Annotated in this window: 15 protein-coding genes; 13 read left to right on the top strand and 2 right to left on the bottom strand. The window is 60.4% G+C overall.

The window, feature by feature from the left end:
* Positions 1-148: 148 nt before the first annotated feature.
* Positions 149-610, top strand: coding sequence for a VOC family protein (locus tag ACOCG7_RS11240; protein WP_073427391.1), 462 nt, complete (start codon positions 149-151; stop codon positions 608-610).
* 175 nt (positions 611-785) lie between these two features.
* Here the strand turns inward: ACOCG7_RS11240 and ACOCG7_RS11235 are convergent, their stop codons facing one another.
* Positions 786-1433 (bottom strand): VTT domain-containing protein, encoded by a 648-nt coding sequence (locus ACOCG7_RS11235; RefSeq protein ID WP_073427392.1) that lies wholly within the window; start codon positions 1431-1433, stop codon positions 786-788.
* 129 nt (positions 1434-1562) lie between these two features.
* Between ACOCG7_RS11235 and ACOCG7_RS11230 the strand changes: the two genes are divergently transcribed.
* From ACOCG7_RS11230 to ACOCG7_RS11175, 12 genes are all read left to right on the top strand, one after another.
* On the top strand, positions 1563-2090 hold the full coding sequence (locus ACOCG7_RS11230; protein WP_073427393.1) for a GNAT family N-acetyltransferase: 528 nt from the start codon (positions 1563-1565) through the stop codon (positions 2088-2090).
* A gap of 400 nt (positions 2091-2490) precedes the next feature.
* Positions 2491-3237 carry a cytochrome b561 domain-containing protein gene (locus tag ACOCG7_RS11225; protein ID WP_235004799.1) on the top strand — a complete coding sequence of 249 codons (747 nt, stop codon included), beginning with the start codon at positions 2491-2493 and terminating at the stop codon, positions 3235-3237.
* A gap of 29 nt (positions 3238-3266) precedes the next feature.
* Positions 3267-4358 (top strand): ABC transporter ATP-binding protein, encoded by a 1092-nt coding sequence (locus ACOCG7_RS11220; RefSeq protein WP_073427394.1) that lies wholly within the window; start codon positions 3267-3269, stop codon positions 4356-4358.
* A 34-nt stretch (positions 4359-4392) separates the two neighbouring features.
* Positions 4393-5733, top strand: a complete 1341-nt coding sequence (locus tag ACOCG7_RS11215; protein ID WP_073427395.1) for an ABC transporter substrate-binding protein — start codon at positions 4393-4395, stop codon at positions 5731-5733.
* Positions 5734-5811: 78 nt separating this feature from the next.
* Complete coding sequence (locus ACOCG7_RS11210; RefSeq protein ID WP_073427396.1) at positions 5812-6690, top strand: carbohydrate ABC transporter permease; 879 nt, start codon at positions 5812-5814, stop codon at positions 6688-6690.
* A complete protein-coding gene (locus tag ACOCG7_RS11205; protein WP_073427397.1) occupies positions 6690-7514 on the top strand; it encodes a carbohydrate ABC transporter permease in 825 nt (274 codons plus the stop codon). Before ACOCG7_RS11210 ends, ACOCG7_RS11205 begins: the two co-directional genes overlap by 1 nt.
* A 406-nt stretch (positions 7515-7920) precedes the next feature.
* The gene (locus ACOCG7_RS11200) at positions 7921-8694 is read left to right on the top strand and encodes an outer membrane protein OmpK (RefSeq protein WP_073427398.1); all 774 of its coding nucleotides are present in this window, start codon (positions 7921-7923) and stop codon (positions 8692-8694) included.
* Positions 8695-8747: 53 nt separating this feature from the next.
* Entirely contained in the window at positions 8748-10007 is a 1260-nt protein-coding gene (locus ACOCG7_RS11195; protein WP_114164297.1) for a CynX/NimT family MFS transporter, read from the top strand.
* Between the two features lie 60 nt (positions 10008-10067).
* Positions 10068-11126 (top strand): LLM class flavin-dependent oxidoreductase, encoded by a 1059-nt coding sequence (locus tag ACOCG7_RS11190; protein WP_073427400.1) that lies wholly within the window; start codon positions 10068-10070, stop codon positions 11124-11126.
* A complete protein-coding gene (locus ACOCG7_RS11185; protein ID WP_073427401.1) occupies positions 11123-11773 on the top strand; it encodes a cysteine hydrolase family protein in 651 nt (216 codons plus the stop codon). Before ACOCG7_RS11190 ends, ACOCG7_RS11185 begins: the two co-directional genes overlap by 4 nt.
* Before the next feature lies 1 nt (position 11774).
* Positions 11775-13097, top strand: coding sequence for a hypothetical protein (locus ACOCG7_RS11180; RefSeq protein ID WP_200799503.1), 1323 nt, complete (start codon positions 11775-11777; stop codon positions 13095-13097).
* Positions 13098-13126: 29 nt separating this feature from the next.
* Positions 13127-13651 (top strand): flavin reductase family protein, encoded by a 525-nt coding sequence (locus tag ACOCG7_RS11175; protein WP_083081077.1) that lies wholly within the window; start codon positions 13127-13129, stop codon positions 13649-13651.
* A gap of 59 nt (positions 13652-13710) precedes the next feature.
* Here the strand turns inward: ACOCG7_RS11175 and ACOCG7_RS11170 are convergent, their stop codons facing one another.
* Entirely contained in the window at positions 13711-14676 is a 966-nt protein-coding gene (locus tag ACOCG7_RS11170) for an AraC family transcriptional regulator (protein WP_073427402.1), read from the bottom strand.
* Positions 14677-14811: the final 135 nt, after the last annotated feature.

The following is a 14811-nucleotide window of genomic DNA, read 5'->3' as shown; positions in this document are numbered from 1 at the left end:
TCGTGCCGACAAACAGCTTCCTGGCTGCGTGGGTACGCGGATGAACGATCGGACCGAACGGGGCCGCCGCGGCCACATCATTCCGCCTTGTCGATCCGCTTAACCGCGGTGTTAAATATCGACGTGAAGGCTTACAAAGGAGACAAGCATGAGCGATTCGCTTCATCGTCCGTCGCTGGGTTCGGCGGTGTACTACCGGGACCCGTTCGCCGCGCTCGACTGGCTCGAAAAAGCATTCGGCTTCGAGCGCCGGATGGTCATCACGGATAGCGACGGCCGATTGGCCCATTCGGAGATGCGCTTTGGCGACAGCTACGTGATGATCGCCGGCGAATGGTCCGACGACTCGGCCAGTCCCGCTTCGATCGGCGGCAAGAACACGCAGTCGGTACACGTGCAATTGCGCGAGGGCATCGACGAACACTGCGCGAGCGCGCGCGCCGCGGGCGCGATCATTACGCGTGAGCCGGCCGATCAGTTTTACGGCGACCGCGTCTACGCCGCCCGCGATCCTGAAGGGCACATCTGGAGCTTCGGCCAAACGGTGCGCAGCGTGTCGCGCGAGGAAGCCGAGCGCGCGAGCGGCCTGAAGATCGAAGGCTGGGTGTAAGCAGAGGTGAGCCGGTCATGCGCCGATGACACGGCGCGGCCCGGCTTATCGCGGCGTGGCGTTGGTCAGCACGCGCGCGACCCGCGCGGCGATGCGGGGACGGGTGTGCCGACCGCGACGATCAGCGCCGGCGCGAAAGCCCGCAAGGCGGATAACGCTGTCATGACCCTGCGAATCAGTGAGCGCGCATGCGCCGGTTGACGAAGCGCCACACGGCGCTGACGAGCAACGAACCGACGCCGAGCGAGACGCCCAGCAGCACGATCGAACTCATGTGATCGCGCACCAGCGGCACGTTGCCGAACAGATAACCCGCCGCGACCAGCGAGACGATCCACAGCGCCGCTCCGGCGGTGACGAACGACACGAAACGCGCGAACGTCATGCGTGAAACGCCGGCGACGAACGGCGCGAAGGTTCGCACCACGGCGATGAACGGCGACAGCAGAAACGTCAGGCCGCCACGCGCTTCGTAAAACGCGTGCGCCTTGCGCAGCGCATTCTTGTCGAGCCAGCGATAGTCGGCGGTATAGACCTTTTCGCCGATCGCGCGGCCGATTGCATAGTCGACGATGCTGCCGGCCACCGTGGCGGCGAACAGCACCGGAACCACGAACCAGACGTTCAGCGCGCCGGTGGCGGCGAGCGCGCCGCAGATGAAAATCAGCGGATCGCCAGGCAGGAAAAAGAGCGGCAGAAAACCGATCTCCACGAATACGACGAGAAACAGCATCGCGTAAACGACGGCGCCGTATTCGGCGGTCAGGCCGCTCAGGTGCTGGTCGAAGTGCAGGGCGATCTGCAGAAAATGCGTCAGGTCCATCGTGGCTCGAAAGGGAAATACCGATGCTCAGGAGTTTAGTGCCGTGGCGGCGTTGGGCGCTTGTTTATTTCGCGTGGCCAATGTCAATATCGCGGCATGCCCTGGAATAAACGAACGTAGGAAACGCTCATGCAACGCGCCCACGCCGTCACTTTCCGTTTTGCCGAACCGCACGATGCGGCCGTGATCCGTGCGATCGAATTCGAAGCGGGTCTGCGTTTCGTCAGCGTCGGCATGACGGGTATTGCCGATGCGCCGCCCATGCCGCTGGAACTCGTCGAGCGCAAGATCGCCGCGCGCGAAATCATCGTCGCCGTGGAAGCCGATCAAACATGCGTCGGATTCGTGATGTTCGAGCCGCAGCCCGCGCGCTTCTACGTGCAGGAGTTGGACGTGCTCACCACGCATGCCGGGCGGCGCATCGGCGCGGCGCTGATCGAGCAGGTCGCGCAACTCGCGCGTGCGCGAGGGGCGATGCAACTCACGCTGTCGACGTATCGCGAGGTGCCGTGGAATGCGCCGTACTATCGGCGGCTCGGCTTTCGCGACATCGAGTCAGCCGAACTCGACGCGGCGCTGATCGCGCGGCGCGAAGCGCATATCGCGCGCGGACTCGACGAATCGAAACGCGTGTTCATGCGGCGCGATCTGGCGTGAGGTTCGACGAGCGCGCGTTCGCTTCCAATGACTGAAAACAGGCGGCGCGCCGCTTCAGCTTTATTACAACTGCACACGCTTCACCTCTCATTTTCCTTCGTATAACCGCCGGCAATCACCCTATTCATAACTTTCAATAGTTGGCAATCGAGTGGGTGCCCATAATCTGCACCCAATCGAGACCACGCCGCGACGATAAAGAGAAGAACGTCGAGCGTGAACCAAGAACAAGAATGCGTCTTTGCGGAATTGAACCGGTGTCGGCGCCGTCTGTTTGAAGGAACGGTCTCGCTACGACTTCTGCGAACCGCGCAAGGGCCGCAGGTGACGGCGAATCCGTTCGCACCCATCGCACCCGCCTACAGGGCATAGCATGCACAGTGTCTTTACCTGGCTTCTCATGCCGCTATCAGGCGCCGGCGAACATCACGTCGCGACCTGGCTCGCCTGGCATGGACGACTGATGGTGCTTAGTTGGGCGGTGTTGCTGCCTGCCGGTGTCCTCGCGGCGCGATATTTCAAAGTCCTGCCACATCAGTCGTGGCCCGCCGAACTCGACAACAAGACATGGTGGCGCGCGCACCAGACGCTTCAGTGGGCAGGCGTGCTGCTGATGAGCGCTGGCCTCGCCCTCGCATGGCGCAACGCGCCCGGCGCTTCATGGCTGGCGAGGGCGCATGGAACCTTGGGATGGTGCATCGGTGCGGCGGGCTGGCTGCAGATTGCCGGCGGGATAGTGCGCGGAACCAAGGGCGGTCCCAACGATCCGCGTCGCGGAAACCAGCGTTCCGGCGATTCCTTTCGAGGCGATCACTACGACATGACGCCGCGCCGCGTCGCGTTCGAACTCCTTCACAAGATACTCGGCACGAGCGCGATTCTGGCTGCGCTCTTCGCGGTGGCGACAGGTCTGTATGCGGCGGACGCGCCGCGCTGGATGGCGGTCGTGCTCGCGTCATGGTTGTGCCTGCTCGGCGCGCTTGCGGTTCGCTGGCAGCGGCAAGGCCGATGCATCGATACCTACCAGGCGATCTGGGGACCCGACGAGATTCATCCAGGAAACAGGCGCCGATCGATCGGATGGGGCATACGCCGCTATTCGGCGCGGTCATGGGAGCGCCGCTGGCGCACGCCGCGACACGATTGAACCGAACGACATCAACATACGGAGACTTCATGTCAGGACTTGAACTGCGCCAGGTCGTCAAGCGCTTTGGTGCGACAACGGTGGTCGAGCATCTGGATCTGCGGATCGACGAAGGCGAGTTCGTCGTGCTGCTGGGCGAATCCGGCTGCGGGAAATCCACCACATTGCGCATGATCGCGGGTCTCGAGTCGGTGACCGAAGGCCAGATCCACATTGCTGGCCGTGATGTGACGCGGGTTGCACCAGCGAAGCGCGACATTGCCATGGTGTTTCAGAACTATGCGTTGTACCCGCACATGGACGTCGCGCAAAACCTGTCGTTTGCATTGCGCCTTGCGGGGCGGTCCGACTCGGACATCGAAACCCTGGTCAATGCCGCTGCCAAAACACTGAATATCGAAAAGCTGCTGTCACGCAAACCCAGGGAGCTATCGGGCGGCCAGCGACAGCGTGTGGCGATCGGTCGGGCCATCGTGCGCGAGCCGGAAGTATTTCTCTTCGATGAGCCGCTCTCGAATCTCGACGCCAAGTTGCGCGGCCATATGCGCGCGGAACTCGCGCTGTTGCATGAGCGCCTCGGAAAGACGACGGTCTACGTGACGCACGACCAGGTCGAAGCGATGACGCTCGCTTCACGCATCGTCATCTTCGACAAGGGAAGGATTCAGCAGATCGGCACACCCGCCGAAGTCTTTTCAAAGCCGGCCAATCTGTTCGTGGCGAGCTTTATCGGCACGCCGACGATGAATCTGATTCCCGCGCGCGTGGAAGTTCATGACGGTGCGCTCACGCTGGCCGGGACGGGGTTCCAGTTTCATGTACCCGCCGCGCGGCTGCAAACCGCATTGGAAGCGGGGCGCGACATCACGCTCGGGTTGCGGCCACAAGCGCTGCAACTCACGGGTGGCGCGCATTCGTTGAGACTGATCGTCGACGTCGTCGAGTACCTCGGCACGGAAAGCGTGCTGGTTGGCCGTCTCGCGACCGATCCGCGCGTGCGGCTCACCGTGGTCGCCCCCGGCGATTGTCACGCGCTCGCGCACCAGACCGTCGGCATCGGTTTCGATCCGCAGGCACTGCATCTATTCGACACGGCCACCACGCAACGCCTGGGACATTGACGGCAACGCATCCAGCACCATTCAGGAGACAATCGTGCAACGCAGGGAATTCGTAAAACTCGCGGGACTTTCGGTGTTCGCGGCAGGGCTTCCGATCTCCAGCAGTCACGCGCAGGATCGGTTCGCGAAGTACAAGGGAACGTCGCTCGTTCTGAGCATTCCGTCGCATCCGCACTACGAGGCGATGATCAGGCTGTTGCCTCAATTCACCGCGCTGACCGGCATCAAGGTCGAACTGGACAAGATGCAGATGCTGCGCATGCGCGACAAGCAGTTGCTGGAAATGTCGAAGCCTCAAGGCGATTACGATCTGATCAGCTACATTGCCACGTGGAAAACCGAGTACGTCAACAAGAACCTGCTGCGCGAGCTTGCGCCGTTCTTCAAGAACCCACAGTTGTCGGACGCAGGTTACGACATGGCGGACATGGTGCCGGCCTATGTGGAGAACATCGGACTCGTGGGCGGGGAGAAGGGATATCTGTCCGGCCCTGGCGCCAGGTTATACGGCGTCCCCTATGGCGCGGAGACGTCCATTTTGGCTTATCGGCGTGACGTTTTCAGCCAATATGATCTGAAGGTGCCGCAAACCTACGACGAGCTTCACAAACTGCTTTACGTCATCAAGGACAAGGCGCGGATCGGCGCATTGACCTCGCGCGGACAGGCTGGACACCAATGTCTGCAAGCATGGCTGCTGCACCTCAATCCGCTGGGCGGAAAAGTGTTTGACTATAACTCCGGCGTTTTTTCGCCGGTCTTCAACGACGATAACGGCGTGAAGGCGTTGAGGTTTCTGCAGGATGTCGTGCAAACAGGACCGGTGGGCATCCCGAGCTACGGTCAGGGGGAAATGATGACCGCTTTCCTGGAAGGGCAGGCGGCGATGTACCTGGACGCGACCGCTATTTTCGGTCCGGTGCGGGACAAGACTCGCTCCAGAATCAGCGACAAGGTGGGGTATGCGGTTCACCCCAAAGGCAGCCGTTACTCGAGCGAAGCAGGCGGGCTTGGCCTCGCGATCCCGCGAAATTCGAGGAATGCCGAGGCGGCGTTCCTTCTTCTTCAATGGCTCACATCGAAAGAACAGGACAAAGCCGTTTGCCGTGCGGGCGGTAGCCCCAGCCGGGTCTCGACGATAGCCGACCCCGCGATGACCCGGCAGTTTCCCGAATTTGCCGTATTGCGGGAACAGATCAAATACATCGATCCGGACTGGCGGCCAATGATTCCCGTTTGGGACGCCATTGTCGATCAGGCTCTCGGCGTGGGCATTTCGAACGCGCTGATTGGCGCTTCGTCACCAGCTGCGGCATTGAACGGTGAGATCGCCAAAGTACTGGAGATCATGCGAAGCGCCGGCTACAAGGTCTGAGCACGTAGATATCCCATACAAGAGGCAGCCTTCGATCGGATGCGATCACCGGCGCCGCTGTCACCGGAATTTCCTTTCATGAGAACGCCCTCCTGGGTCCCGTTGGTTTACGTGGGCCCGGCGGCGGCCGTCATGGCCGCCGCCTGTCTATATCCCTTGATCTCCGGCATTCAGCTAGGTTTCTTCGACTGGTCGATGGGAACGCCGTGGGCCGACGCCCACTGGGTCGGACTTCGTCACTTCAGGACAGCCTTTGCGGACCCTGCCGTCTGGAGTTCGTTGCGGGTTACGCTGCTGTTCGCGTTTGTTTGCGTCACCGCCGAAATGAGCCTCGGCATCGCATTGGCGCTGTTGCTCGAAGCGCCCGCGCGCGCAATGGCGTTCTTCCGCAGCATGTTCATTCTTCCCATGATGATTGCGCCGATTGCCGTGGGTCTGACGTGGCGATATCTGTTCGACGCGCAGTTCGGCTTCGTCAATGCGATCCTGCAGCACTTCGGCATGGCGCCTCATGCGTGGCTGGCCGATCCCAGCCTTTCCTTCATTGCAATCGTCGTGTCGGATATCTGGCAATGGACGCCATTCGTGTTGATCATGATGCTTGCGGCCCTCGCCAGTGTCGATGGATCGGTACTCGAAGCGTCGCGTATCGACGGCGCCACGTGGTGGCAAATGACCTGGCGGGTCAAGCTGCCGATGGTCGCTCACGTGATTGCGATCACGCTGTTGATGCGCGTGATCGACGCATTTCGTGTGCTCGAGGTTATCTACATTCTCACCTTCGGCGGGCCGGGTGATGCGACGGAAATTCTTTCCCTGCACATCTACAAGGCCGCGTTCGTCAGCCAGAACCTGGGCTCCGCCGCGGCGATTTCCGTGCTGTTGCTGGCGGTCGTCGCACTCCTGTCGTGCGTGGCGCTGCGCTTTTCGAATCCACTGAAACAGGAGAAGATGTAATGCGCCGCTCCCCGTTGCTCATCGGCCTGCACTACACCGCGCTGGTGATCCTGGCCTGTCTGTGCGTGGCGCCGATCGCACTCATCTTCGTCACGTCGCTGCGCAATCAGACGCAGATATTTGGCGAGCCTTTGAATCTGCTGTTCACGCCGACGCTGGAGAACTACCGCGCGGTGCTCGGCGAGGACAATTTCGCCCGTTACCTCGGAAACAGCCTGATCGTGGGTGTCGTGTCGACGGCGCTTACGCTTCTGCTCGGCTGCATGGCGGCTTATGGACTGGCGCGTTTCCGTTTCCCGGGGCGTACCGCCGTTGCCTACGCGACGCTGATGCTGCGCACGGTGCCGCTAGCGGTACTGGCACTGCCGGTGTTCATGATCTGGAGCCGGTGGAACATGGTGAACAGCCTTTCAGGTCTGATCCTGTTGTATGTGGCGGTGAACCTGCCGTTCACTATCTGGCTGCTGTACGGTTTCGTCATTCAGATTCCGATTGAACTGGAGGAAGCCGCCGCGCTCGATGGTTGCGGGCCGATTGGGGTCTTCTACAAGGTATTTCTCCCGCTGATCCGGCCAGGTCTTGCCGCCGCCGCCATTTTTACTTTCCGCATCGCGTGGAATGAATTCATCCTTGCACTCGTGCTGACCGACCGCGGAACGCGCACGTTGCCCGTTGCAACGTCGCTTTACATCACGGACATAGGCGTCGACTGGGGAAAGATCATGGCGCTCGGAAGCCTGATTGCGATTCCCCCGCTCATTTTCACGCTCGTCGCCGCGCGCCAGATCATCACCGGATTGACTGCGGGGGCGGTCAAGGGTTAGGCATTGCAATGGAACACGGGCGCGAGGCCGGATGATCGCGCCCGCGCCGATCTTCGCGCGTCTGACGGACGCCAATTCGAACAGAGCCGCGCAGGCGCCCACACAGCGGCGCTGAAATCGCCCGGCGCAGCCCGCCTGCACGTAATCGATCGCGCCACCGATTGCGCCAACAAAAAAAGTAAAAAAGGCGTGTCGCGTCGCACCGGTCCGGGTGACCAGTCCAAGTCCTTATGCGGATTTTTGCAAGCGTGGTTTTTTATGTCTCGGTACATTTGCGCCGTGTTGAGCATAACCACTAATAACTAACGGGCCGGCGGTTCTTGTCAGATGTTTCTCACGGATTCGCTTTAATCAAATCATTGAGAAAAGATCTCTTATAAATCCGAATTTCACGGATCTAATTATCATGTTTAAAACTATTGCAACCGCATGTCTGCTTCTCGCGGCGATCGGCTCGTCTCAGTCTGTGTTTGCGTATTCCGGGGGATTTGTGAATTACCAGTCGTTCGACGTGAGCGGCTATCTGCAGGGGGGCAACAAGGTCGATCCTAAAACCACCTTCTCGCCGATTTTTGAATCGTTCGGTGACTATCGCTTTGGTGATCTCTACACCTATTCTATTTTCGAAACCTCGCTGCAGAACGACTATGCCGGCGGCGCCACGACCTACTATTACAAGCTCGTTCCGAGATTGAGCCTGGGCAAGCTGTTGGGCAAGGATATCTCTCTGGGACCGTTCAAGGATATTACGTTTGCCCAATGGATCTCCAAGACAGAGCACCAGGGCTATAACTACTTTCCCGGCATCGGCATCGATTGGCAGGCTCCTTGGATCGGCTGGCTGCGCACGATCTATTACTGGGAAAGAAATCCCGGCCTGGGCTGGAATGACCGGCGACTTCACATAGATTATGGTTTCCCGTTTTCGACGAAACTGGGCGATTTCCGGATTGTCGGGACTTTCGACCATACCTTCGGTTTGCACGGCCAGGCCGAGACGACCGATTTCAAACCGGAACTCCACTACGACCTCGGCAAGGAATTGGGCCAGCCCGGCGGGCATTTGTGGCTGGGTATCGTTCTGAATCCGATCAGGAACAAGTACAAGATCCAGAGCACGGAGTACTTCCCCACCGATCAATTCAGCTATGGCGCGCTGATCAGATACAGCTTCAATTGAAGCCCGAATGATTCGGAACGGTCTTAATTAAATATCAGCTTGCGAGGCATTGCATGAATAGCTATAGCAGAGGTTATCAGTGGGCCATACTTGCGCTATTGAGCGCGATCTATTTCATGATCACAGCGGCCACCTTCACGTCGTTGGGCGTGGTACTGCCGGACATGATCAAGGAAATGCAATGGAGCTGGTCTAGCGCCGGACTGGGGTTCACGTTACTGGGTTTGGCCTGCGGCCTGTCGAGTTATCTGCCGGCCATCTTCATCCGCCGAGTTGGCGTGCGGCCGACGTTTCTGGCCGGCACCGTCATCCTCGCCGCGGCTTTCGCGCTTCTCGCGCATTGTCACGGCCTCGCACTGTATTTCGCCGGCGCGATTCTGCTGGGCGTCGGCTTCAGCTTCGTCGCCACCGTGCCGGGGACTTACGTTATCGGCCGGATGTACAAGAATCAGGCGTTCGCGTTTGGCTTCTATTTCACGGTCGGCGGACTCGGCGGCGTCGTGGGTCCGTGGCTCGTGGTTCTGGCCGTGAATGTGCTGGGGAACTGGCGCATGCATTGGGCGTTGTCCGGCTTCTTCCTGGTGGTACTCGGGCTCCTCGCGACCGTATTGCTGCCTTCGGGTGTCCGGGAGCGCGAGCACGCCGAACAGTTGGGCAACGCGCATCGTCAGGAAGAGAACAGCTCGGTTTATCACACCGAGCAGGCATGGACGGCGCGTGAGGCAATGGGCACGTGGCAGTTTTACGCGATCGCTGCCGCCTACACCACGTTCCTGCTGGTCGGCATTACCACCAATAGCTTTGCCGTCGCGCATATCACGGATCACGGATTCAGCGCGCAGACCGCGGCCGCGCTGCTGAGCGCCGAGGCGCTGATCAATTCTTTCTCCCGTTTTATCGCGGGCCTGTTCGGCGAAAAGATCGAACCGAAGAAGATGCTGATTGCGAGCCTGTTGTTGATGGTCATCGGCACACTCGCGCTCAGCGCGGCGACTTCATTGCCGATGCTGATCGTCTTCTCGATCGGAATCGGCGCGGGCTATGGCATGACCTTTCTCGCCACGAGCGTTCTTCTGTCCAACTATTACGGACGGCTTCCGTACCTGGAGATTTTCTCCGTGGCGAATCTTATTTCGACACTCGCCTGTTTTGGTCCGTTGGTTGCCGGCCGCGTGAAAGATGAACTCGGAAGCTTCACCGGCGCGTTTTTGCTGGTCGCGATCATTCCGTTAATTATCGCGTTCGCGGTCACGCTCATGCGACCGCCCGTGAAGGGGCAGCTATTCAGCCGTAAAGCCTCTTCCGGTATTTGAGGCGCTGTTTGTCGGTAAAGCGAAGAAGCTGTTTTATTAGTTGTGGATCATAGGTGCCTAATGACATGTTCTAAAGAGTTCGGCGTTTTTCTGCCAATCGCGAAAGGCGGATGGATCATTTCGCGCAGCACGCCGGTGCTGGATGCCTCGTACCGGCAAAATCGCGAGGCCGCCATCCTCGCCGACGAGATCGGTCTGGATTTCATTATGTCGATGGCGAAATGGCGAGGTTTCGGCGGCGCCACGCAACACTGGGACGTCTCGCTCGAATCGGTCACGATGATGGCGGGGATTGCAGAGGCAACGCGTCGCGCGCGCATTATCGCCACGATGCATGCCGGCCTGCACAATCCCGCGGTTGTCGCGAAGATGATCACGACGCTCGACCAGATCAGCGGAGGGCGAGCCGGACTCAATATCGTCTCGGGCTCGTTCAAGGAGGAATTCGAGCAGATGGGCGCCTGGGACGCCTCGCTCGATCACGACCAGCGCTACGCGATGACGGCTGAATGGACCGACATCATCAAATCGCTATGGTCTGATCAACGCGTCGATTACGAGGGGCAGTTCTTCACCATCAAGGATTGCATCTCGGAGCCCAAGCCCATCGCGAATCCGCGTCCTTTCCTGGTATGTGCCGGACAGTCCGAACGAGGACTCCGGTTCAGCGTTCGCAACACCGATGCCTGCTTTATCGGTGGCAAGGACGACGCCGAGACCGGCGCTATCAGCCGGCGTGCCAAGGCGCTGGCCGAGGAGTTCGGCACCACGATCAAGACGTACTGCATGTCCACGGTGATTTGCGCGGACACGAATGCGCGGGCGGAGGCGCTCGCCCAACAGTATCGGGAGGGTCTCGATGTCGAGGCCGTGACGGGCATGATGCGCAGCTTCGGCGTGGATGTCAGCGGCAAGAACAACGCAATGGTCGAGCGGGCGAGCAATGCATTCATGACCCATACGACGATCGGCAATCCGGCCGCTTGCCACGCACAGTTATCCGCATTGCTGCGGGATTGCGAACTGGATGGCGTGATGTTGATTTTCCCCGATTACGTCACTGGGCTGACGCGCTTTGGTCAGGACATTCTTCCGCATTTGCGCGCCGAGTTCTCATGACCGCTCCTTCCATGAACGAATGGCTGGCGCCAGGCGGTGTGGCGCTCTGCATCATCGATATCCAGGTTGATTTCGGCTCGCCGGAAGGTGCGCTCGCGCAGATGGGCGTGCCGGTCGCGGACGTCGCGCCGGCCATTGAAAACGCCGGCCGCCTGGCCACGCTTGCGCGCCAGGCAGGCATCCCGGTGATCTTCGCGGGCCTGAAAACGGACCCCGCGACCGATTCGCCAGCCTGGATCAAATGGATGCGCTATCGCAACGTCGATCCCGCTTGTGCTTATGCCGTATGCCGCGACGGCTCCGGTGGCGAAGCCTTCTACCAGGTCGTGCCGGAGGCGGGCGACCAGATTGTATGGAAGCAGCGCTATAGCGCGTTTGTCGGGACCGATCTCGACAGCCGGCTTCGAGCCCAAGGCATCGACACGCTGGTGATATGCGGGTTGACCACGGAATGTTGCGTCGACTCGACGGTGCGGGATGCGTTTCAGCGAGACTGGCTGGTGGTTGTCGCGGGCGACGCCTGCGGCGCTTACCGCGATGACTTCCACCACAACACCCTCGAGGTGCTGGCGGAGAACTTTGCGGTCGTTCTCGATACGGACGATATCGTCGGTATGTGGAACGGCCGCGTCACGAAAGGATCGTAGTGTGACCTCGAAAATGATCAAGCGGCCCGCTTCAACGTTGCACCCGATTTCCGCCGAGGACAAAGCGCGCATCGAGGACGCCATCGATCCCGTTGAACTGACCGAACTGGCGCTCGAACTCGGCAATATTCCGAGCCGTTCCGGCGAGGAGGCCGCGGCGGCGGGCTATGTATTCGACTGGATGCAACGGGAAGGGCTCAAGCCTCGCGCCGTCGGGGCCACGCCCGCGCGTCCGAACATCGTCGGCGAGTATGGCGGTCGCGGCGATGCGCCCAATCTGCTGTTTACCGCGCATCTGGATACCGAAAGCCCGGCGGGCTCGGCCGCGCTCGACGGCTACAAGTACCGTCAGGAAACCGTTCAACGCAAGGAATGGACGCAGTGCTGGCTGCAGGACAATCGCCTGCACGGTTACCCCATCACGAACGACCGCGGGCCGATGAGCTGCTTTCTCATTGCCGCCAAGGCACTGCGCAAGGCCGGCATCGAACTGTCCGGCAGGCTTTACCTGACTGCCTGTCCCGGTGAGATCGGTCCCGAGCCGATCGAGGAATATCAGGGTATCGACTACCTCGGCAAGGATATCGGCGCGCATTACCTGTTCCATCATGGCGGCGTTGCGGCCGACTATGCGATTGCCGCTGAAGGGACCGACTACGGCATCACGTGGCAGGGTTGCGGCTATGTGTTGTTCCGTATCCGCTTGCTGGGCGAGAGCGCGTTCACGCCCGCGCTGACGTACAACCCGGATTGCGCGTCGCATCCGAACCCCATCTATCGAACCGGCAAGCTGATCGAAGCCTTGCACGCATGGACGGCGGACTACGAAGTGCGCAACCGGTATGAAACGGAGGGCGGCCTATCGGTTCCCAAGGTCCAGATCGATTCGATTCGAGCCGGCGTACCGCATACGTTCGGAAGCGGAAGCGAGGTATGCGCGCTCTATCTGGAAGTCGGACTGACCGCCAGGCAAACCGTCGCGCCAGTGCAGCGGGAATTGGAGCGCTTGCTGCGCTCCCTGCATCTCGGCGAGTTCGAGATCAGTCCCCTCGTTGTGCGCCACGGGTATCGGGCCGACGACGAGGCCGTCGCGCCACTCGTCGGCGCGCTTGGCTGCGCGACCGAGATGGTCCGCGGGCAGCCCCTGGCGCGGGCGGACCCGATCTATTCGAGCATGTGGCGCGACCACAATGTCTTCAACATGCACCGGATTCCCGCGGTCACGTGCGGCATTCCGCGCGTGTTGCCCACACCCGAGGACCTCGCCCGAAGCGCGCAGATTTACGCGCTTGCCGCACTCGCCATCTGCGGACGCATGGAATAGCACCTCATCCAAAGTAAGAAACCCTGACAATGAAAGACTCATCGACCCAGTCGAGTGTGCTCGCCCTGCCGCAAGGCGCGTTCAACTCGAAAGAGCAGAGTGCCGAGTGGCGCGAGACCATGGCGGACTTCCCGAGCGGCGTCACGATCGTGACCGCGATGGAAAACGGACGGCCGCTAGGCAGCACCGTGAGCGCGTTTTGCAGCCTGTCGCTTCGTCCGCGTCTGTTACTCGTATGCATGGACCTTCGCAGCCATACGCTCGCGGCGATCAATAAGTCGCACGCGTTCGCAGTCAATATTCTTTCCGATCGTGCGCAGTCTCTGGCACTGAAGTTCGGGGCGAAAGACGGCGACAAGTTCTCGGATGTGGACTACGAGATAGGGGACATGGGTTGCCCTTTGCTGACGGATTGCTGCGTGAACATCGAATGCCGTCTCGGCGCGAGCTATATCGAGGGCGATCACGCGATCCTGACAGGGCAGCCCGAGCGGATCGTGCGTGAGCCGACGCGCTCGCCGCTCGTCTACCATCGCGGCGCATTCAGGGCATAGCCGAATGGCGTTGACGGAGAAAGCCGCCCGGTGCGTCTTTCTCCGCATGACCGGCGCCTTTATACCGGTTGCTCTTCCAGCAATTGTGTCCGGTATGCGCGGGGTGAACAGCCGTATTCGGCGCTAAACGCCCGGCTGAAGTAAGCGAGATCGTTGAACCCCCAACGAAAGCAGATTTCCGAAATCGACAGCGACGCATTCGCCCTGCTCGACAAATCCTTCCTGCACTGTTCCAGCCTGCGCTTGCGGACGAACTGGCTGAAGCTCGAATTGGCCTGCGAGAAAATCTTCTGGACGTAGCGCGGCGATACGTTGTTGCGACGCGCCACCTTGTCGAGACTCAGATCGCAATCGCCCAGATGCAGATCGATCGAATGGCAGAGTTCCTGGAAATGCCTGGCATGACCGAGATCCTTGAAGCCGTTGAGCGCGGGCCGTCTTGCGAGGCAGTAAGTGAGCAATTCGGAGAGCGCCATTTCCACCGGATGGAACGACGTCTCCGTCAGACTCTCCATTTGCGCCGCCACTGAAGACAGAAAATCGGACAGGACGTGATTGATGCCTTCCTGGCGGGAAATGGTTCCGGCCTGGATCGCGAGCGGATTGAGCAGCCGCTTGTAGAACACCTCATGAGGCATCTCGACGGTAAGAATCTCGAAGTCGCTGCTCAACAGCAACTCCACGCGGTCCCCGCCGCCGGCGCCGTACAGGATGTCGCCGACTTCCAGCGCGTGCGTTTCGCCGCCGATCCGCAAGGCCGCGTTTCCTTCCAGGATCAAGGCAATCCAGAGGTTGGCGGAGGTCGTCCCGCTTGCGGGGTAATCTCCGGCGATCGCTTGCGGAGAGCCGGCCAGTTTGACGAACTGCATGCCGAGCGGGGACCGGTTGTAGCTCACCTCGCCGCGCAGGCCGTCCCTCAATGTTTCGCTGGACATCGACAGATATACCCTTTGCAGCGCATCTCGCCAGATCTGCTCCCGGTGTTCGGTGGCATAGGCGGACGTGCACAAGCTCCAACTGTTCATTGCGACCCCTCATAGAACGCTAGCCATTGCAAAGCAAATTCCGAGCCCATCAAACGGCGTGGTGAAGGGCGCTTTCCGGCGTCTTTTCAGCGAAGCCTGCCCCAGCTTCATGCGATTCGCACAACCGTGGGGCGG

Source organism: Paraburkholderia sp. DD10, from assembly GCF_049177125.1.
Lineage (GTDB): Bacteria > Pseudomonadota > Gammaproteobacteria > Burkholderiales > Burkholderiaceae > Paraburkholderia > Paraburkholderia terricola.
This window is presented reverse-complemented; position numbering and strand designations above follow the sequence as displayed.

Coding starts and splice junctions, on each gene's coding strand:
- ACOCG7_RS11210 (WP_073427396.1), top strand. CDS start 5,812: ATGAGAACGCCCTCCTGGGTCCCGTTGGTTTACGTGGGCCCGGCGGCG.
- ACOCG7_RS11190 (WP_073427400.1), top strand. CDS start 10,068: ATGACATGTTCTAAAGAGTTCGGCGTTTTTCTGCCAATCGCGAAAGGC.
- ACOCG7_RS11185 (WP_073427401.1), top strand. CDS start 11,123: ATGACCGCTCCTTCCATGAACGAATGGCTGGCGCCAGGCGGTGTGGCG.
- ACOCG7_RS11170 (WP_073427402.1), bottom strand. CDS start 14,676: ATGAACAGTTGGAGCTTGTGCACGTCCGCCTATGCCACCGAACACCGG.
- ACOCG7_RS11175 (WP_083081077.1), top strand. CDS start 13,127: ATGAAAGACTCATCGACCCAGTCGAGTGTGCTCGCCCTGCCGCAAGGC.
- ACOCG7_RS11230 (WP_073427393.1), top strand. CDS start 1,563: ATGCAACGCGCCCACGCCGTCACTTTCCGTTTTGCCGAACCGCACGAT.
- ACOCG7_RS11225 (WP_235004799.1), top strand. CDS start 2,491: ATGCCGCTATCAGGCGCCGGCGAACATCACGTCGCGACCTGGCTCGCC.
- ACOCG7_RS11200 (WP_073427398.1), top strand. CDS start 7,921: ATGTTTAAAACTATTGCAACCGCATGTCTGCTTCTCGCGGCGATCGGC.
- ACOCG7_RS11235 (WP_073427392.1), bottom strand. CDS start 1,433: ATGGACCTGACGCATTTTCTGCAGATCGCCCTGCACTTCGACCAGCAC.
- ACOCG7_RS11195 (WP_114164297.1), top strand. CDS start 8,748: ATGAATAGCTATAGCAGAGGTTATCAGTGGGCCATACTTGCGCTATTG.
- ACOCG7_RS11240 (WP_073427391.1), top strand. CDS start 149: ATGAGCGATTCGCTTCATCGTCCGTCGCTGGGTTCGGCGGTGTACTAC.
- ACOCG7_RS11205 (WP_073427397.1), top strand. CDS start 6,690: ATGCGCCGCTCCCCGTTGCTCATCGGCCTGCACTACACCGCGCTGGTG.
- ACOCG7_RS11220 (WP_073427394.1), top strand. CDS start 3,267: ATGTCAGGACTTGAACTGCGCCAGGTCGTCAAGCGCTTTGGTGCGACA.